This is a genomic window from uncultured Photobacterium sp., assembly GCF_947039875.1.
In the GTDB taxonomy this organism is placed as follows: Bacteria; Pseudomonadota; Gammaproteobacteria; order Enterobacterales; family Vibrionaceae; genus Photobacterium.
In genome coordinates, this window is record NZ_CAMRAN010000009.1 from 70,316 (window position 1) to 87,294 (window position 16,979).

Here is a 16,979-nt window from a genome sequence, read left to right on the forward strand (position 1 = left end):
AACCCCGCATTATGCGGGGCTGATAGCATCATTGATAGAACAAAAAAGCTTACTTAAATTCAGCTTTGCGCATACGGTTTAATACCGCCATGACTTCAATGACGCGAGGCTTAGCCATTTCACCATACTTAGGCATCATATCTGCCCAGTTATCGTGCAACATATTGGCAAACGCACGAGTAGGATTTTTTTCCCAACCTTTTGTCTGTGCCAGTTGGAACCATAGGTAACCAATAGCTAATAGCTGGCTAGAGTGAGCAATTTGCTCTAATGCTTGTAAATCAATGTATTCACGACCAAAACGAAGAGACGTCTTGTCTTTAACCTGAATACGGAATTTACCTTCTTCTAGCATTGCTTGTAATGCACTGCGGTTTATTTGACGTGTGCGAGGATGAACAATAACTTCTGTTCCTTCTTGCTTACGACGTGTTGGGTGAGAAGCTACCACAGCACGTGCTTTTTCTGTTACATCAACAGCATCATAGTTGTGCATTTGAATGACAGTATCAGCAACATCAAGATAGTCACCAGAACCGCCCATTACCAACATAACTGAGATGTTGTGTTGATCGCGTAATAGTGCAATACGGTCAACCAATGGTGTTATTGGCTCATCTTCTTTACAGATCAGTGCTTGCATACGTTCATCACGGATCATGAAATTAGACGCTGATGTATCTTCATCAATCAATAAGGCTTCAGCGCCTGATTCAATTGATTCTTGTAACCATGATGCTTGTGACGTTGAACCTGACGCATTTTGACTACTAAACGCTGTTGTGTCTTTACCCATTGGTAAGTTGCTGATGTAAGGTGATAGATCAACATTGTGAACGCAACGACCATCTTCAGCACGAATTTTAGCTGCAGCATCGTTAGTCACAACATATTCACGACCATCACCAGGAACATGATCATACACAGAACGTTCAATGGCGCTCAGCAAGGTTGATTTGCCGTGGAAACCACCACCAACAATAAGTGTAATGCCTTCAGGAATACCCATGCCGCGTATTTTGCCTTTATGGGGAGCTTCTAGTTCAACTGCTAAGTTATCAGGGCTTAGGAATGGCACTGCATCAGTTAGTGGTAAATCACTATTACCAGCAAGGCGAGGTAATAAGCTGCCATCAGCGACAAAGGCTAATAATTTGTGTTTTTTAAGTTGGCTTCGTAGCGCAACTTGATCTTCGACCGTTTCACAGTGACGTTGTAACTCATCCATGGGTAATTCACGTGCGATAGTGGCACGACGAATCATTTTTGGTAAGTAGAAGGTCAATAGGTTGAGGGTTTTTTTCGCAATAATAGTACGGCCATCAGAAGGCATATTAATGCGGAAACGTAATTCAATACCTTCTTCATCAAACACAACGGAAGTGCGATCAAGAATAGTTTGTCCTGGCATGTCAATTAAGACAGCATTATCTTGCTGTGATAATTCAGCAAAGAAGCGTGCAATAAAATCACGAGCTGCACGTTGATAATCAGTCGATTTTTCACGTAGCCATTCAAGGTCAGTTAATGACCAAGCGCGACGGGCACGAACGCGAGAAGCAGGCGCAAAAGGATCCGACTGAACGGTATCGATAAAAAAGTCGAAATCAACAAAGTGATATTCACCGCGCATACTTGAATAGCTACGGTAGTTATGACGGTCAATTTTATGGAGTTTGGCTTCGAGTAATTGCATATCGCCCCGATATCGTTCGTTATTAAATACAGAGCGCATAATGAGGTTGGCTCTGGTCGCTGGATATTACACTAAACCCTGACTTTTAGCATGAAAACTTTACCTAGGTCACAAAAAACGTTTTAAGCGTCGATTGTTTCAAAACGAAGAAATAACAAAATGTAAAGTAATATTATGACAGCTAAAACGTTTCAGTGCTGAGGTAATCATTATGAAGCAAAGCTTTTATTTATGAGCATGACATCAGTCAATTGTGCCAATATAGCCTTAAATACCAATATAGTATGTAAAGCTCTTACATCTATATGTTTATACTTAATTTTTCATGGTTGATGAATTAGTTCTATTTATATGAAAATATCAATATAGTTTAGAACACTAAAATAATGCTTATTCAAGGTGATTATTAATACTAAAAATGAAATTGTAAGTAAAAGTAAACTATTTTCATCTTTTCTACCTGTCAATACTGGTTATCTTTGCTGTTATGATGCATTCTTAAAAGATAAAACAACAAAAACTCACATGAAACCAACAGCTTATTCCTTTTTGGTATAATTTACCTGTGTTGTGTGATAATGATTATCAAGGTAACAACTATGAATAAACCCCAGCTTAAAATCATTGCCGAAAATGCTTTCTTTTCAATGTTTCGTCGCAAAGCTGATGTGTGTGATATTCAGGAAACCTTTTATGGTTGGGTAGTTTTTCTTGCCTCAGGGAAGTCGAAAATTGTGGTGAAATTTTCACGTGAAGTAGGTCGTATTGGTAAAGAAGTTGCAAGTTTAGAGCAGTTACGTAAAATTGTGTCATGCCCCGTGCCTGAAATTTATTTATTTGGTCGAGAAGCAGGGTATGACTATATCGTTTTAGATTGGTTAGATGGTGTCTCTGCACATCAATTACCTGAAGATTCTAAAGCTGTGATGACATTTAGAGAAGATTATACTGATATTTTATTAGCGTTACATGAACATCAGCATCCACAAGGGTTTGAACTTTCTAATGGTCAATTTAGCCAAGATTTAAGTTCAGCATTTGATGATTGGATGGGGAGTGTGTATCACTATTTAATGAGTTCTGGCTCACCATTTAGTTCGAAGCTAAAAGAAAAATTCACTGATCTTTGGGAAAATAGAACCAAAATATTAGCACCGATTGCACATGAGTCATCATCTTTTGTACATGATGATTGTCATATTGCGAATGTGCTCTTTAATCCAACGACCTTTAAAGTGGCTGGATTATTAGATCCGTGTGATAGTGGTTTTAAACATCGAGAATTGGATGTAATTCATTTATTTGATGTACGTGGTGATTTACATATTGCAGAACGTTATCTAGAAAAAAGTCACTTAGATGATGGTTTTGAAGCGCGTCGTCATTTTTTTAGTCTCTGGGATGACGCTAAACATAGTCGAAATATGGGCTGGTATAATGAGCAATGGCTAGCCAATAAGTTTTCATTATATCAATCAGCGATATAATACGTATTTTGACGATATAGAATTATTTGCCATAACATCAATCTACATATTATGGTTAGTTATGGTTTATAAAAATGTAAAGGAAGATGTGATTTATGAAGAAAACGGCAGTCGGTTTATTAACCTTGTTTCTTTTTGGTTGTGCTCAACAATTACCTGTCGATGATGAGCAGCAAACAACAGCACCAGTAACAAAGCCAATTACTAAACCATTAGCATTTGCATCAATGGTGACGGCTACTGAAATGAAAGCAGCAGCAAAAGCACAAACAGCTGCTGCTAAAAAGAAAACATCAAAGATGCACCAGCAGGCGTTAGTTAAAAAAAATGTGGCTACGGATAAAATTACGGCTTCAACAGCCACTGCAAAGTTAGCATCTGTTGATCATAAGAAAAAGGCGAGCACGGAAAAGACCACCAAAGATGGTATGTTAGTTTTAGGGCACCATGAGTGGGTATTGATATTATCAGGTGCTAAACATGTTTCTGCTTATATTGATCCTAACTCACCAACGTCTCGAATTGGTGTTAAAGATGTAGTAGAGTTTGAGCGTGACGGTGATAAATGGGTGAAGTTTATCTTCCAAGGCAAAGAGTATAAATACCCAGTAAAATCGTGGTCAAAATCTGAAAATAAAAAACGATTACCTGTTGTGTCATTGCGAACAAAACTAGGGGATCGTAATGATGAAGTTGAATATCAACTGATTGATAGCGGCAGTGGGGTTGTGTTAGGTGAAAACTTTATGCGAGATGTTGCGATACAGAATAGCCAGCGCCAATATGTTCAGCCGCGAGCGAAGTAAATTTTAGCTAGTCTTAAGTTGACGGTATAAGAAACGGCATTTATCTTACTCAAGATTAATGCCGTTTTTTTATTATTGATGAATCTATTCAGCAACGATAACTTCGTAGCTACTAAACTTACGAATATTAATCACGCCAGTATCAAACAATAAATACTGACCTTTAATCCCTTCGAGAATACCACTGACGACGGGTTCTTTATCAAAATTATGTGACGCTATTTTAGTTGGAAACTGATCAACAGGATAATGAATATCCACAATGCTATTATCCAAATATTCGATAGCATCTTCACCAAATTCTGCCGTTATCTCAGCTAATTTTTGTTTTACTTGTGGTAACAGTAACTGCGCTTGTTGCTGGAGATCGATATCGTCATTATTGCCTTTTAGCATTGTGCGCCAATTGGTTTTGTCTGCCACCATTTCAGCGATAGCAACTTCAACAAGCCCTGATATTTGGCGGGTTTTTACTTTTAATACCGCAAGAGCTTGAGTTGCACCTTGATCAATCCAGCGAGTTGGAATTTGAGTATGACGGGTGATGCCAACTTTAAGTGCTGATGTATTAGAAAGATAAACATAGTGAGGCACCATGCAATTTTCTTCGCCCCATTTGGGCTCACGGCAAGTTCCTTCAGCATAATGGCAAGTTTCTGGCTTCATTATACACATATCACAGCTTGCTAATTTCTTCATACAAGGAAAGCAGTGACCTTGAGAATAGCTTTTTTTGGTCTTTTTGCCACATGAACAACAGAAGATATTTCCCGTATGGGTGAGGGTTAATTGCTTGCCAATATAAGGATTAAGATGAAGTTGTTGATCGCCAATAGGGAGATAGTAATCAATGATATCTCCAAGTGATGATTTCATTTTACTGAGTGTACCTTGCATGCTCGTGCTCACCATTAAATGTTTACTGTGAGTGTATCAGTGATTTGTATCAAGACCTAAATATCTTGCGGTGGTTGATACTAAATAGCGAACCACATAAACAGGAGGATTCTCATCTCATTATATAAACAGTAGCTATAATTAAGTAAATATACATTTGTCGTCATAGATAGGTCAAATATGAAAAATAAATTTAAGAGGCTAATAAATACTTATATAAAATTAGTAAGTAGTAAACAAATTCATAATATTTATAAATAATATACCTATTAAGTGTGTGGTTATAGCTCTATTGATTAATTACAATGCATGAAGTGATTATAAAGTGTAGTTCAAAAAAATAAAATCCAAGAGTATTTTTTATTCTTGGATTTTATATACGATATTTATTAATGTTGTAAATGGCGCGAACTGTATTTTTCTAGCTTGCTAAAGAATAATGATAAGCTAAAACATAATATAAAATACACCGCTCCAACAATAAGCCATATCTCAAAGATAAGTCCAGATGAATTGGCAATTTCAGAACCAGTAAACGTCATTTCTTGTATAGAAATTAATGAAATAATGGATGAATCTTTTACGATTGAGATAAATTGCCCAGCAAGTGTCGGTACTATAGCTGTCAATGCTTGTGGAAATATAACAAATCGAAATCGACTATATGGTGATAATCCTAGTGAGTCAGCCGCTTCCCATTGACCTTTACTGATTGTATTAATGCCAGAGCGAATAATTTCAGCAATATAAGCCGCCGCAATTAATCCTACGCATAGAACACCCGAGAATAGGTTTTCCCATAGGTTACTATGTCCAAACAAAACAAATTGTAATGTGTTTTCTTGGCCACTATAGTGACGAAAAATATTACTCAAACCTAGTAATGGAACCAACTGGTTTGAAATGAAAAAATAGAAAATAAACACAAAAACAAGCGGTGGAATATTACGCAATAGCTGAATATAGCTGCTTGAAATAAGTCGCATTACTTTAAATGATGAGAGGCTAGCGAGTGCAAGTAATAAACCAAATGTAGCGGCAAAAATCATTCCCCAGATACTGACACGAATAGTGCTAATGATACCGCGTATAAAATAAGGTAAGCCACCATCATGACTGGATGTAAAGATACGTTCAAATGCTTGTTGCCAATGCCAGTGGTAGTGAATACCAATAGACGAACGATAAGCGAGCCAACTCAGAAAGCAACCAATAATAATCAGTAAAATGATATCGAGTTTATTTAGTTTGAAATTAAAGCGACGCTTTACAGGAGGCCGTGAAACCTCCTGTATTGCATTGTCACCTGACGTTTTAGCGACAGTCATTATTAATTATTCTCGTTTACCTGATTTTGCCAATCAGTTGTTTTAAACCAGTATTGGTAACGCTCATTTAGCCAACCATCTTCTGTACGTACTTGAATCCAGTTATTAAGTAAGTTAAGTAAGTTAAAATCACCCTGACGAATTGCAAAACCTGTCGCGTAACGCGTTAATGACTTTTTAAATGGCATAAATAAGCTATCTGGATTTTTGATGACCATTTGCTCTGGTGTTGGTGTTGATGCTAACGCTGCTTGGGCATTACCATTAAGTACTTCTTGGAATGCTTGGGTTTCGTCATCAAATTGGCGTAGTTTTGCTTTCGGGAATAACTTACGTGCTGTTTGAACAGGGTAAGCACCACTTCGGACAGCAATTGTTACGCTACGCTTATTATAGTCATCAATCGTTGTCATTTTTGACGCAAGCTTTTTGTTAGCTACCATTTGAACCGCAGAATATGAGTATGGATGAGTAAATAGCACGCTCATGTTTCGTTTCGGAGTAATGGTTAAACCACCAATGATGACATCAAATTTACCTGCTAATAAAGCAGGAATAATACCATCCCAAGCTGTAGGTACGAATTCAACTTTTAATCCAGCATCAGCAGCTAAGCGTTTAGCGACATCGACTTCAAAACCAATCAAATCACCTTGCTTATCACGCATCGCCCAAGGAACAAATGTTGATAAACCAACACGTAATGTGCCGCTTTTTTTAATTTGTTGTAGCGCATTACTGTTGTCTGCTGCAAAGGCATTATTAGCCCCTAATAAGCAAGTAAAAACGGTAAGTAATACCGCAATAAAGCGTTTCATAGCTTTCTCCATCGATGTCATATAAATTTAATGATTAGGGATACTTAAACGATGCTCTAGCCAAATAGCTAATGCTGATAATGTTAAAGTGATACAAAGATAAATTGCAGCGACAGTGAACCAAACTTCAAATGGCATCGCTGTGTCTGCGACAATATTCCGTCCTTCCGTTGTGAGATCAAATATAGCCATAATACTGACAATGGATGAATTTTTTACTAACGATACCGCTTCATTTGTGAGCGGTGGAATTATTTTTCTAAACATTTGTGGAATAACAACAAATCGATAACTATCAATTTGTGATAGGCCTAAGCTTTCTGCTGCTTCAAGTTGACCGCGAGGGATCCCTTGTAGTCCGGCACGGAAAATTTCAGCACTATAAGCACCTTGAAATAAAGACAGTGCTAAAATAGCCGTTGTGGTGCGATCAATGCCTAATACTGGACCAAAAACGAAATACAATAGATAAATTTGTACTAATAAAGGCGTATTACGAATAACTTCAATATATCCGCGAGCAAGGCCTCGACCGACAATAGAGTCAGACATTCGTAATAATGCCGTGATAAAGCCGATAACAATAGTACAGATTAAGCTGATACTTGATATTTTCAGCGTTATCATTAAACCTTCAAGTAAGTCACCAAGATACCATTGGCCATCTTCTTTAAACCAAAGGTATTCAGGAATCCGGTACCATTGCCAGTTATAATTCATGGCTTTTGCACCACTATCAAGTAGCCACATGATAATTGAAGCTACGCAGATCACTTGTAAGGTGACGGCAATAATTTTAGGAATTCGAGATCGCGTGTTGTGGGTCATTATTTTGATCTCAATAGCTAAGAATATTTTCCAGAAATTGTTGTGTCCGCAGATGTTGAGGATTATCGAATAGTTGCGTAGGAGGTGCTATCTCAACAATTTCACCTTGATCCATAAATATAACCCGATCTGCAACTTGACGAGCAAAACCCATTTCATGCGTCACACAAACCATAGTGATACCATCATCGGCGAGTTCTTTCATAACATCAAGAACTTCGCGGATCATTTCAGGATCAAGCGCAGATGTTGGTTCATCAAAAAGCAATATATTGGGTTTCATACATAAAGAACGGGCAATCGCTACCCGTTGCTGTTGACCGCCAGACAGTTGGCCTGGAAACTTATCCGCTTGATGACCGATGTTGACACGCTCTAGAAACTTACGAGCTAAATTCTCTGCGTCAACTTTTGACATTTTCAATGCGCGACGAGGGGCTAATGTAAGATTATCTAAAACCGTCATATGAGGAAATAAATTGAAGTGCTGAAAAACCATGCCAACTTGGCCACGAATAGTATGAAGTTCTTTGTGGTTTAATATATGCCCAGCGACTGTTATCTCACCGTTATTGTATTTCTCTAATCCATTTATGCAGCGAATCAATGTGGATTTACCTGAGCCCGATGGCCCACAAATGACCAGTCTTTCACCTTTAGTAATAGAAAGATTAATATTTTTGAGTGCATGATAATTGCCATACCATTTGTCAACATTATTAAATGTGATTATGTTTTTTTCTAGCAACACGGCATTCCTTAAATTTAATAGACATCTATTTATATGATCTTTAGTTATGTTTTTTTATGATTAAAGAATACATATTTATTGAATTAACATATCAATATTTGGTCAATGTAATATTAATAACACATTGAACAGATGCATATTCTTTGCGTATAAAATGTTTGATTATTAATTATTTTCAAGAGTATATTTTACCGTGTTTCTATTCTTACGTGTAATAATATATTCTATATTTTTGATGTTTCTGTTCATACATTGTCATTTATATGTGAAATAGTGCAGAGGTGGATAGTAAAACTGATGTATTGATGCAAAATTTGATTCAATAACCGTTTGCACTCTTAGTTTTTAAAAGATAAGTTAAACAAATGTATCAGAATTAATATTATATGGTTATTTGTCTCTGTAGGCTAATCGTTGGGTATTAAAAGGAATTATAGGAAGTAAGTATATGCATAAGACGGATGATATTCGTATAAGTGAAATCAAACAGCTTTTACCACCGATTGCAGTGTTAGAGAAATTTCCTGCGTCTAATACTGCGGCTAAAACAGTTTATGAGTCACGTAAATCAATCCATAACATTCTCAATGATGAAGATGACCGGTTATTAGTCATTGTCGGTCCTTGTTCGATTCATGATCCAGAAGCAGCATTAGAATATGGAAAAAAGCTGAAGAATTTAAGGGATGAACTTAAAGACGATCTTGAAATTGTTATGCGAGTTTATTTTGAAAAACCACGAACAACCGTTGGTTGGAAAGGGCTTATCAATGACCCATATATGGATAATAGTTTTCAATTAAATGATGGTTTACGTATTGGTCGAAAATTATTAGCGGATCTTACCGATTTAGGATTGCCAACAGCGGGTGAGTTTTTAGATATGATCACGCCGCAATATATGGGGGATTTGATAAGTTGGGGGGCGATTGGGGCTCGAACAACAGAATCCCAAGTACACCGTGAGCTTTCATCTGGACTATCTTGTCCTGTTGGTTTTAAAAATGGCACCGATGGTAATATTAAGATAGCCACGGATGCGATAGGATCAGCAAGCGCGCCTCACCACTTTTTATCAGTGACGAAATACGGTCATTCTGCCATTGTTGCTACGGCGGGTAATGAAGATTGCCATATTATATTACGCGGCGGTAAAGTACCTAATTACAGTGCTGAAGATGTGAATGCAATTATGCAGCAACTTGCGAGCGCGGGTTTACGTAATAAATTGATGATTGATTTCAGCCACGCAAATAGTTCAAAACAATACCAGCGACAGGTGACTGTGTCTGAAGATGTTGGGCAACAAATAGCCAATGGCAATCATGCTATTTTTGGGGTGATGATTGAAAGTCATCTTGTAGAAGGCCGTCAGGACATTGTTGATGGTAAAACACCAACTTATGGTCAAAGTATTACTGATGCCTGTATTGGTTGGGACGATACTGATAAAGTATTACGTCAACTTGCTGGTGATGTCAGGTCTCGACGTCAAAAATAGTGTTCAGATTATTTAAAAATGCTTTTAAATAATCACGCTATTAAAGCTTCTACTTATATCAAGTAGGGGCTTTTTTATTGGTGATATCGATAACCATCATTGAATTCAATGTCAAAATCTTCACCATAGTTATGTTGATTCACTAGATTTTCATTAAAAGGGAATTGGCAATATATTGAATAATCATGATGTAAACCATTAATAATAAAAGCATTGAATATATCATGCGTGTCAGCTATAAGCGTTTTTTTATTCATAATGACTCCAGATTACGTATACAGAGTAACGTGAAATAAAAGGTCATTTATTAAGCTTATATAACAACATTGTTTCTTGTGTAAATTAATATTCGAAGATGTACAATAAATGGGACGCTATTTGTTATTATTTATTGATAAGATTGTTGTTTTACAAATTTTTTATCAATAATAAACAAAATTTATCCTGAGTAAGGAGGAGATGATGCATAGCATAAAATGGATATTAAACCTAAAGAGTACATTGATGTTAACGCTTTTATTGGGTGGGTATGCGAATGTAATTTTTGCTAATGATCTGTATTCAACTCATCTCAGTGTTATTTCTACGACACAAGCTTACATTAATCAGCAAACGGTTTATCAACAACCACAGCAGAACATTGTCTATCATCCCACATTAGGCTACATGGATTACCAACAAATTTGGTGTAATGATGCTCATCAACAACAAACCATCAACTACCAACGCTTTATTTCAAAAGTATGCAGTAAAAGAGGAGGGGAGTTAATCAACCATTGGTGTATTTTATCTGATTCACATCTGCCACTATTTTATACTTTTATTGCACCTTATGATGCAGATTGTAACGGTGAAAGTGCAACAATCGTCCATATTATGGAAATGCTTCCCACAGGAAAAAAAGATCCTACAGTGGCTGTCTCATGGATAAAAATAGCAAAAAGTTTCGGTTTTAATTAATACTAATATTAGCTGCTATACCAGTGTGTAAATAATTGCTGACTAATAATTTGGTTAAGATTATATCCCATAGCGGTTGTATTAGGTGTCTTCTGATTGAAGTCTTTTGGTGGTGTTAGCGTATTATGACCATTATAAATGACACTGTAACTTTTTTTGACATCAATAACTATTTTGTAGTTATTTTCTTGTATTTTTGGAAGTATAAAATTACCGTTATTAGCGATGTTGAACGTTAACTCTTTAGGGTATTCGTTAAGAATTTTTGTTGCGTATTCTTGCGTCAATTTAGTTACTAACGCTTTATTATTATAGAGTATTGCAAAATTAGCGATAGGATCTTTGATCTTATTGCCGAGTCGTAGTGGTGATAGTTTTTCATAAAAAGCCATACTTGAAATGTTAACTTTGTTCTGATCGTCAAGTAGGGTTTTATCGATGTTATTTGCCATTGCCATCGTTAATTTATCATACTGCTTAACATAGTTATCGAGAACATGCTGAGATTGTCGTCCCATATTAATGGTACGTTTGATGGCTAAATTATTATTAGCAATCATGAGATCTTTCTGTAAATAATGGTCAAAGACTTGTTTATTATAATCAGATTCAAAATAACCATTAAGTTGTACCATTGTTTTCCATAATTTTGGTACGTATTTATTCATAACAATATTTACTTGCGATTGGTATTGCTGTGGTATTCTGTTGATAAGCTCTTCTTTGTTAGAATAAATACAAGCATCAGGTGATGTAAATATAATTTGTTGATACTCGCCTAAATATTTTGAGCAATGGAGTGTTTTATCTATTTTATATTTAAACTTAAGACTTGAGATTAGATCAAAAGTGAGATCATCATCCAGTAATATAACGTGTAAATCATTTTTAAGCGAATGGCGTAGTTTGATATAATTATTTTGTTTCTCTGTAATCTTGTTTTTTATGATTTTTATTTCATTAAGATGTTGTTTTTCATCTTTTTTGACGATTTCTAAGTGAGTATCAATAGATGCTAGTTTTTGTTGGTAATACATTAACTTAGTATCAATCTCTGCTTGAAGTTTTCTTTTTATAATATTTACTTCAATCATATTTTTTTTATATATTAATGCACTATTATTAAGTGCTTGAATGAATATACCGGCATTTTTCATATGTGCTTGATTAAATTGGTAGATCAGATGATTAATATCTTCAAGATAATGCGGATTAGATAACCAATTTGAGTTAATTAATGCTTTCGATGTGTATTCGAGGTTTTTAAAATCTAGCGGTGTTTTAAAAGGGCTGCATTTTGGGGTAATAATAAACCCTTGTTGTTTTTGATCAGGAATAACTTCGGGTTGGATATTAAAAGATGAATAATCTATATGGCTTTCTTTATCACAGCCTGCAACCATGCATAACATAATAATAAAAAAATTGCGCGAGATGTTCATGTTTTACTGCATTTATAATTACCAATCAATAATTTGAATTATACCGATGTTGATGACATATACAAGCGTATGCTTAGCTGTAATTATCACCGATAAAGTATTGTGTAAATTTAATGTGATCAATGTGTTTATGTGGTTAAATGTTTAAACAAAATAGTGTTATAAACTGGTTGGAGGCAATAATGATAGTTACGTTTAGCTGTAAAGCACATAATGATGTCACAATGTTTGGTGATATTGCGCAGTCATTAATTAAGATGATGGAATATACAGTAGATATACCTGGAGCCATAACAGCAGAAGATGTTGAGAGTGCGTTGGCTAATTTAGAAAAGAACCTTGTTGTTGCAGCAGCACAGCAACAAGCAACTCAAGAGCAGCAAGTGATTGAGAATGAAAAAGAACCAGAGATTGGTATTGCCGTGCGTGCCGTACCGCTTATCGAGCTATTAAAAGCGGCTATTTCAGTAAAAAGTTACGTAATGTGGCAGTAATCTCGTTTATCTATAATTAGAGATTGTTTATTTAACTAAATGTATCAAGTCATTCAAATTGTTCAAAACAGTAATACTGTTACGGTGTGTCGCTCTTGCATGATATATACCTTACAATAAATTTAAGGTTATTAAATCGATACTATTAGTAATAGACTAATTAATCATGATCCATTGTGTTGTAGATGATAATTTGGCATTTATAATTGCATTATGAGGATAATGCTTGTTATTCAGCGACGAATGATTACAATCAGCTCCCTGTTTTAAAATGGCTCAAAATATCAGCTGACACGATTATGAATAGAAAGAAAAAAATTAACGAAACGTTAAAAAAGAGAATGAAGAAGGCGAATGCTAAGCTTAATAAAAGCACTAAGCCTCGTTATATTTCTAAAGCAGAACGTGCCAAGCTTGATGAAGAAGCTGCACAGGTTACTGAAACTGCAGATGTAACATCTGATACTACTATTGATAACAATATTGAATCTGCAATTTAATCAATAGTTTAAAACATGAGTTTTATATCTTAAACAGAAACATGATTTTGGTCGTTTTTCTGTTTTTTCGCATCATGCCTATGAATATTTATAGGATGATTGCTTGCTTATCATTAGATGAGCAATCTACTACGCTATTATGCGTTTAATTTATACAAAGAGAGATGCTATGAGTTTTGCCTCTTTAGGCCTATCCGCCCCAATTCTTGAAGCTGTTGCTAAGCAAGGCTACGAAACACCATCCCCAATTCAAGCGCAAGCAATTCCAGCAATTCTGGAAGGCAAGGATGTCATGGCGGCGGCACAAACGGGTACAGGCAAAACAGCAGGTTTTACATTGCCGCTACTAGAAAAATTATCTGGTGGTCAACCTGCTCGTTCAAATCATATTCGTGCACTTATCTTGACACCAACGCGTGAGCTTGCAGCTCAGGTTGGTGAGAATGTTGCAAAATACAGCAAAAATTTACCAATTAATTCAGCGGTTGTATTTGGTGGTGTGAAAGCCAATCAACAAATCAATCGTCTACGTCAAGGTGCTGATGTTTTAGTGGCAACACCTGGTCGCTTAATGGATCTACACAGCCAAAATGCAGTTAAATTCCGTGATGTTGAAATTTTAGTTTTGGATGAAGCTGATCGTATGTTAGATATGGGCTTTATCCGTGATATTCGTAAAATTTTAGCGTTATTACCAAAGCAACGTCAAAATTTACTGTTTTCAGCGACATTCTCTGATGATATTCGCGCGCTTGCTAAAGGTTTAGTGAATAATCCGGTTGAGATTGATGTTAATCCACGTAACCAAACCGCACCAACGGTTAAGCAGTGGATTTTCCCCGTTGATCAAAAGAAAAAAGCAAACTTATTAACGAAACTGTTAAATGAGCGTAAATGGAAACAAGTACTAGTGTTTACTAAAACTAAACATGGTGCTAACCGATTAGCGACTCACTTAGAAAGCCGCGGTATTTCATCTGCTGCGATTCACGGTAATAAGAGCCAAGGCGCACGTACGAAAGCACTGGCAAACTTTAAGTCAGGCGACGTTCGTGTACTTGTTGCAACGGATATTGCTGCGCGTGGTCTTGATATTGAACAACTGCCACAAGTAGTTAACTTTGAATTACCACATGTTGCTGAAGATTATGTTCACCGTATTGGTCGTACAGGCCGTGCTGGTTGTGTTGGTGAAGCTATTTCATTAGTTTGTGCTGATGAATTTGGTGATTTGATTGCAATTGAACGCCTAACAAAGCAAATCTTAGAGCGTGAAATTGTTGAAGGTTTTGAACCATCAATTAATCTACCAGTATCACGATTAGATACGCGTCCATTAGTGTCTAAAAAGCCAAAGAAAGCGCAATCATTTTCAGCAAATGGTGAAAAACGTCCGCGTTCGAATGGTAAACCAACAACGCGTCGTAAACCAACTGCACGCAGTGATGATGCTCCACGTACAGAAGGCGCCAAGCCAGCACGTAAGCCTCGTCCTGCAAATGCTAAGCCTACAGATGCTAAGCCAGCCCGTCGTCATAATGATGAAAAGCCGAAGGTCGATGGTCGTCGTACACCTCAACGTAACCGTAATAAGCCAGCAACAACAACTAACTAATATTAAAAAAGCCAATTAGAGGTAATCTAATTGGCTTTTTTAGAATAAAATATTATCTTGATATAATATCTGAACGGTTATGATTTATATAAACAAGAGTGTTTTTCTTATAAGCATTGACGGCTTTAGTTATATCATCAGCAGACATATTTTTAGCTAATGCTTCATTAGAGAGTGAAACCTCTTGAGTTGCCATCGTTCCTTTGAACGTAATATCAGACTGTAGATATAAGGTAAAGCCATCTTTTAATGTATCCGTTCCTTTCCATGATTTAACATCAGTTAGTAATTTATTTAATGGTCCAGATGAAACTATCTCACCATTATTTGTTTTTATTTCATATTCGTAATTAACATTCTCGCCAATAAGCTTACCAATAACTTGATGGCCACTATCAAAGTGTACTGTAGTTTCTGTTCCTGCACGGTCGTACATTTGAATAGCAACATAGCCTGATGTAGCTATAATAGAACTAACAATAATGGCAATAGCGATATTTTTCATAAGATTCTCTATTTAATAATTGATTTTATTGTTAATAAATTAATTAACAAGAGGGGATTTATGCTCATCTATGGTTATTTGCATTGATTTTGTTGCCTCTGCAATTTTAGATGTCCCTATAAGATTTACAATATCATTGCGGCTTTTTGCATCAGTTCGTTTAACATCTGCAATAACTTGAATGTTATCTATTTTTGCGGCTTCTTTATTTAACTCTGAGTCTATAAAACGTTGAGCATTTTCAGCCTTTGTTTTATCCATTGCTTTCTTTAAAGCTAGTTCTGATTGCTTTGCTTCAAGTATTAGCTCGCGCTCTTGATCTTCAAATTTTTGATGTCTTAATTTTTCTTGTCTTTTTTCTTCAGCTACCAATAACTGTTGATTTGATCTTTCACGTTGAGCTGCTGCAATCCGTTTTGCTTTTGCTTCATTTGCTACGGCGATACGTTTGTGTTTGAGTGCTTGTGCTTTTCGAGTTGCTTCTTTTGCATTCGCAATTCGCTGTTTTTCTGCTAATTGTATTTTATGTAGTGATTTTAATTGATCATCTAATGGGGTACCAGATACATTAGACACATAACAACAGGTTATTAAAATTGAGATTAAAATTAATTTCATTGTATTTCTCTTAATCATAATTTATTGAGTAATTGGGCATTTATTATTAGGTTGGATTCGTGTTTCTTTTGTGGATTCATCAAAGATCATTGCTGCAATGCCTACTTTGAATTGACACTCTCTACCAACTTGAGCACTAGTATAGGTTTTTCCATTTTCAACATAAGTCAACATTACACCATCAACCATAACTTTATCCGCGACCATTGAACCACCAACAGCACCGACTGTTCCTCCTGCTATACCAGCTAAAGCCGCTGTTTCTGAATTACTAGTCGATCCAAGCACCGCACCTAAAACGGCTCCAAATATTCCAGCTGTCTTTGTTGCCGTTTCTTTAGCTGAAGTATTATCAATTTGAATTTTTCCTAATTGAACCATGAGTAATTCAACAGTTTTAACTTCTTTTTTTGAATTAACATCATTAGTGGTAAATACATCAGCCTGATATTGTTCACCGGTTGCTTGGCATCCTGAAATAAATGAGATAGTTGATATAATCAATATTAAAATAATTTTATTCATAATTTAATCCTTTTTAAGTATGATTTTAAATTGTGTGTTTAGTTAAATAGTGTGTTGTTTGTTTTTACATTGAAAATAATATTTAAAGTGTAATGTTTAATTATCATTGTTGATTTTTCTTTTTTATATATAATAAGTTTCATAATAAAATAAGCAACTTAAATTAAGTATAAAATAAGAGTAACGATTTTAACTTGTTGATAATATT

Annotated in this window: 18 protein-coding genes; 7 read left to right on the forward strand and 11 right to left on the reverse strand. The window is 35.8% G+C overall.

The genetic code is table 11. The annotated features are described in order from the left end of the window. Positions 1-49: 49 nt before the first annotated feature. Positions 50-1,696 (reverse strand): ABC-ATPase domain-containing protein, encoded by a 1,647-nt coding sequence (locus Q0V26_RS05255; protein WP_297478817.1) that lies wholly within the window; start codon positions 1,694-1,696, stop codon positions 50-52. A gap of 599 nt (positions 1,697-2,295) precedes the next feature. Between Q0V26_RS05255 and Q0V26_RS05260 the strand changes: the two genes are divergently transcribed. Together Q0V26_RS05260 and Q0V26_RS05265 are read left to right on the forward strand one after the other, a co-directional pair. Next, positions 2,296-3,183, forward strand: a complete 888-nt coding sequence (locus tag Q0V26_RS05260; protein WP_297478820.1) for a phosphotransferase — start codon at positions 2,296-2,298, stop codon at positions 3,181-3,183. Positions 3,184-3,278: 95 nt separating this feature from the next. Beyond that, complete coding sequence (locus tag Q0V26_RS05265) at positions 3,279-3,989, forward strand: RimK/LysX family protein (RefSeq protein WP_297478821.1); 711 nt, start codon at positions 3,279-3,281, stop codon at positions 3,987-3,989. 84 nt (positions 3,990-4,073) lie between these two features. Here Q0V26_RS05265 and Q0V26_RS05270 read toward each other — a convergent pair whose 3' ends face one another. From Q0V26_RS05270 to Q0V26_RS05290, 5 genes are all read right to left on the reverse strand, one after another. Then, complete coding sequence (locus Q0V26_RS05270) at positions 4,074-4,886, reverse strand: DUF2797 domain-containing protein (RefSeq protein ID WP_297478824.1); 813 nt, start codon at positions 4,884-4,886, stop codon at positions 4,074-4,076. A gap of 389 nt (positions 4,887-5,275) precedes the next feature. After that, a complete protein-coding gene (locus tag Q0V26_RS05275; protein WP_297478827.1) occupies positions 5,276-6,214 on the reverse strand; it encodes an ABC transporter permease subunit in 939 nt (312 codons plus the stop codon). Between the two features lie 2 nt (positions 6,215-6,216). Beyond that, the gene (locus Q0V26_RS05280; protein WP_297478830.1) at positions 6,217-7,032 is read right to left on the reverse strand and encodes a transporter substrate-binding domain-containing protein; all 816 of its coding nucleotides are present in this window, start codon (positions 7,030-7,032) and stop codon (positions 6,217-6,219) included. Positions 7,033-7,059: 27 nt separating this feature from the next. Further along, the gene (locus Q0V26_RS05285; protein ID WP_297478832.1) at positions 7,060-7,860 is read right to left on the reverse strand and encodes an amino acid ABC transporter permease; all 801 of its coding nucleotides are present in this window, start codon (positions 7,858-7,860) and stop codon (positions 7,060-7,062) included. 10 nt (positions 7,861-7,870) lie between these two features. Next, on the reverse strand, positions 7,871-8,611 hold the full coding sequence (locus Q0V26_RS05290; protein WP_297478835.1) for an amino acid ABC transporter ATP-binding protein: 741 nt from the start codon (positions 8,609-8,611) through the stop codon (positions 7,871-7,873). A gap of 448 nt (positions 8,612-9,059) precedes the next feature. Here Q0V26_RS05290 and aroG point away from each other — a divergent pair, with 448 nt between their 5' ends. Beyond that, positions 9,060-10,112: a 3-deoxy-7-phosphoheptulonate synthase AroG gene (gene aroG, locus Q0V26_RS05295; protein WP_297478838.1), complete on the forward strand. Its 1,053-nt coding sequence runs from the start codon at positions 9,060-9,062 to the stop codon at positions 10,110-10,112. A 74-nt stretch (positions 10,113-10,186) separates the two neighbouring features. On the opposite strand, the gene Q0V26_RS05300 is transcribed toward aroG, so the two are convergent. Next, the gene (locus Q0V26_RS05300) at positions 10,187-10,369 is read right to left on the reverse strand and encodes a hypothetical protein (protein WP_297478840.1); all 183 of its coding nucleotides are present in this window, start codon (positions 10,367-10,369) and stop codon (positions 10,187-10,189) included. A gap of 247 nt (positions 10,370-10,616) precedes the next feature. Here Q0V26_RS05300 and Q0V26_RS05305 point away from each other — a divergent pair, with 247 nt between their 5' ends. Then, the gene (locus Q0V26_RS05305; RefSeq protein ID WP_297478843.1) at positions 10,617-11,072 is read left to right on the forward strand and encodes a hypothetical protein; all 456 of its coding nucleotides are present in this window, start codon (positions 10,617-10,619) and stop codon (positions 11,070-11,072) included. 8 nt (positions 11,073-11,080) lie between these two features. Here the strand turns inward: Q0V26_RS05305 and Q0V26_RS05310 are convergent, their stop codons facing one another. After that, positions 11,081-12,514, reverse strand: coding sequence for a hypothetical protein (locus Q0V26_RS05310; protein WP_297478845.1), 1,434 nt, complete (start codon positions 12,512-12,514; stop codon positions 11,081-11,083). Positions 12,515-12,696: 182 nt separating this feature from the next. On the opposite strand from Q0V26_RS05310, the gene Q0V26_RS05315 reads away from it, so the two are divergent. The 3 genes from Q0V26_RS05315 (at position 12,697) to Q0V26_RS05325 (ending at position 15,123) form a co-directional block, all read left to right on the forward strand. Further along, a complete protein-coding gene (locus Q0V26_RS05315; RefSeq protein ID WP_297478846.1) occupies positions 12,697-13,008 on the forward strand; it encodes a DUF1840 domain-containing protein in 312 nt (103 codons plus the stop codon). A 299-nt stretch (positions 13,009-13,307) separates the two neighbouring features. Then, on the forward strand, positions 13,308-13,508 hold the full coding sequence (locus tag Q0V26_RS05320; RefSeq protein WP_297478849.1) for a DUF2986 domain-containing protein: 201 nt from the start codon (positions 13,308-13,310) through the stop codon (positions 13,506-13,508). A gap of 169 nt (positions 13,509-13,677) precedes the next feature. Then, complete coding sequence (locus tag Q0V26_RS05325) at positions 13,678-15,123, forward strand: DEAD/DEAH box helicase (protein ID WP_297478852.1); 1,446 nt, start codon at positions 13,678-13,680, stop codon at positions 15,121-15,123. A 52-nt stretch (positions 15,124-15,175) separates the two neighbouring features. Here the strand turns inward: Q0V26_RS05325 and Q0V26_RS05330 are convergent, their stop codons facing one another. From Q0V26_RS05330 to Q0V26_RS05340, 3 genes are read right to left on the reverse strand one after another with little or no spacing between them, the layout of a single operon-like run. After that, on the reverse strand, positions 15,176-15,628 hold the full coding sequence (locus tag Q0V26_RS05330; protein WP_297478855.1) for a hypothetical protein: 453 nt from the start codon (positions 15,626-15,628) through the stop codon (positions 15,176-15,178). 39 nt (positions 15,629-15,667) lie between these two features. Next, positions 15,668-16,246 carry a DUF5384 family protein gene (locus Q0V26_RS05335; protein WP_297478859.1) on the reverse strand — a complete coding sequence of 193 codons (579 nt, stop codon included), beginning with the start codon at positions 16,244-16,246 and terminating at the stop codon, positions 15,668-15,670. Between the two features lie 21 nt (positions 16,247-16,267). Further along, a complete protein-coding gene (locus tag Q0V26_RS05340) occupies positions 16,268-16,771 on the reverse strand; it encodes a hypothetical protein (RefSeq protein ID WP_297478862.1) in 504 nt (167 codons plus the stop codon). Positions 16,772-16,979 lie beyond the last annotated feature (208 nt).

Bases quoted from the DNA above. Each gene is read 5' to 3' on its own strand.
- Q0V26_RS05305 (WP_297478843.1), top strand. From the start codon at position 10,617: ATGTTAACGCTTTTATTGGGTGGGTATGCGAATGTAATTTTTGCTAAT.
- Q0V26_RS05270 (WP_297478824.1), bottom strand. From the start codon at position 4,886: ATGCAAGGTACACTCAGTAAAATGAAATCATCACTTGGAGATATCATT.
- Q0V26_RS05280 (WP_297478830.1), bottom strand. From the start codon at position 7,032: ATGAAACGCTTTATTGCGGTATTACTTACCGTTTTTACTTGCTTATTA.
- Q0V26_RS05320 (WP_297478849.1), top strand. From the start codon at position 13,308: ATGAATAGAAAGAAAAAAATTAACGAAACGTTAAAAAAGAGAATGAAG.
- Q0V26_RS05285 (WP_297478832.1), bottom strand. From the start codon at position 7,860: ATGACCCACAACACGCGATCTCGAATTCCTAAAATTATTGCCGTCACC.
- Q0V26_RS05330 (WP_297478855.1), bottom strand. From the start codon at position 15,628: ATGAAAAATATCGCTATTGCCATTATTGTTAGTTCTATTATAGCTACA.
- Q0V26_RS05265 (WP_297478821.1), top strand. From the start codon at position 3,279: ATGAAGAAAACGGCAGTCGGTTTATTAACCTTGTTTCTTTTTGGTTGT.
- Q0V26_RS05255 (WP_297478817.1), bottom strand. From the start codon at position 1,696: ATGCAATTACTCGAAGCCAAACTCCATAAAATTGACCGTCATAACTAC.
- Q0V26_RS05340 (WP_297478862.1), bottom strand. From the start codon at position 16,771: ATGAATAAAATTATTTTAATATTGATTATATCAACTATCTCATTTATT.
- Q0V26_RS05300 (WP_297478840.1), bottom strand. From the start codon at position 10,369: ATGAATAAAAAAACGCTTATAGCTGACACGCATGATATATTCAATGCT.
- Q0V26_RS05325 (WP_297478852.1), top strand. From the start codon at position 13,678: ATGAGTTTTGCCTCTTTAGGCCTATCCGCCCCAATTCTTGAAGCTGTT.
- Q0V26_RS05260 (WP_297478820.1), top strand. From the start codon at position 2,296: ATGAATAAACCCCAGCTTAAAATCATTGCCGAAAATGCTTTCTTTTCA.
- aroG (WP_297478838.1), top strand. From the start codon at position 9,060: ATGCATAAGACGGATGATATTCGTATAAGTGAAATCAAACAGCTTTTA.
- Q0V26_RS05335 (WP_297478859.1), bottom strand. From the start codon at position 16,246: ATGAAATTAATTTTAATCTCAATTTTAATAACCTGTTGTTATGTGTCT.
- Q0V26_RS05275 (WP_297478827.1), bottom strand. From the start codon at position 6,214: ATGACTGTCGCTAAAACGTCAGGTGACAATGCAATACAGGAGGTTTCA.
- Q0V26_RS05315 (WP_297478846.1), top strand. From the start codon at position 12,697: ATGATAGTTACGTTTAGCTGTAAAGCACATAATGATGTCACAATGTTT.
- Q0V26_RS05310 (WP_297478845.1), bottom strand. From the start codon at position 12,514: ATGAACATCTCGCGCAATTTTTTTATTATTATGTTATGCATGGTTGCA.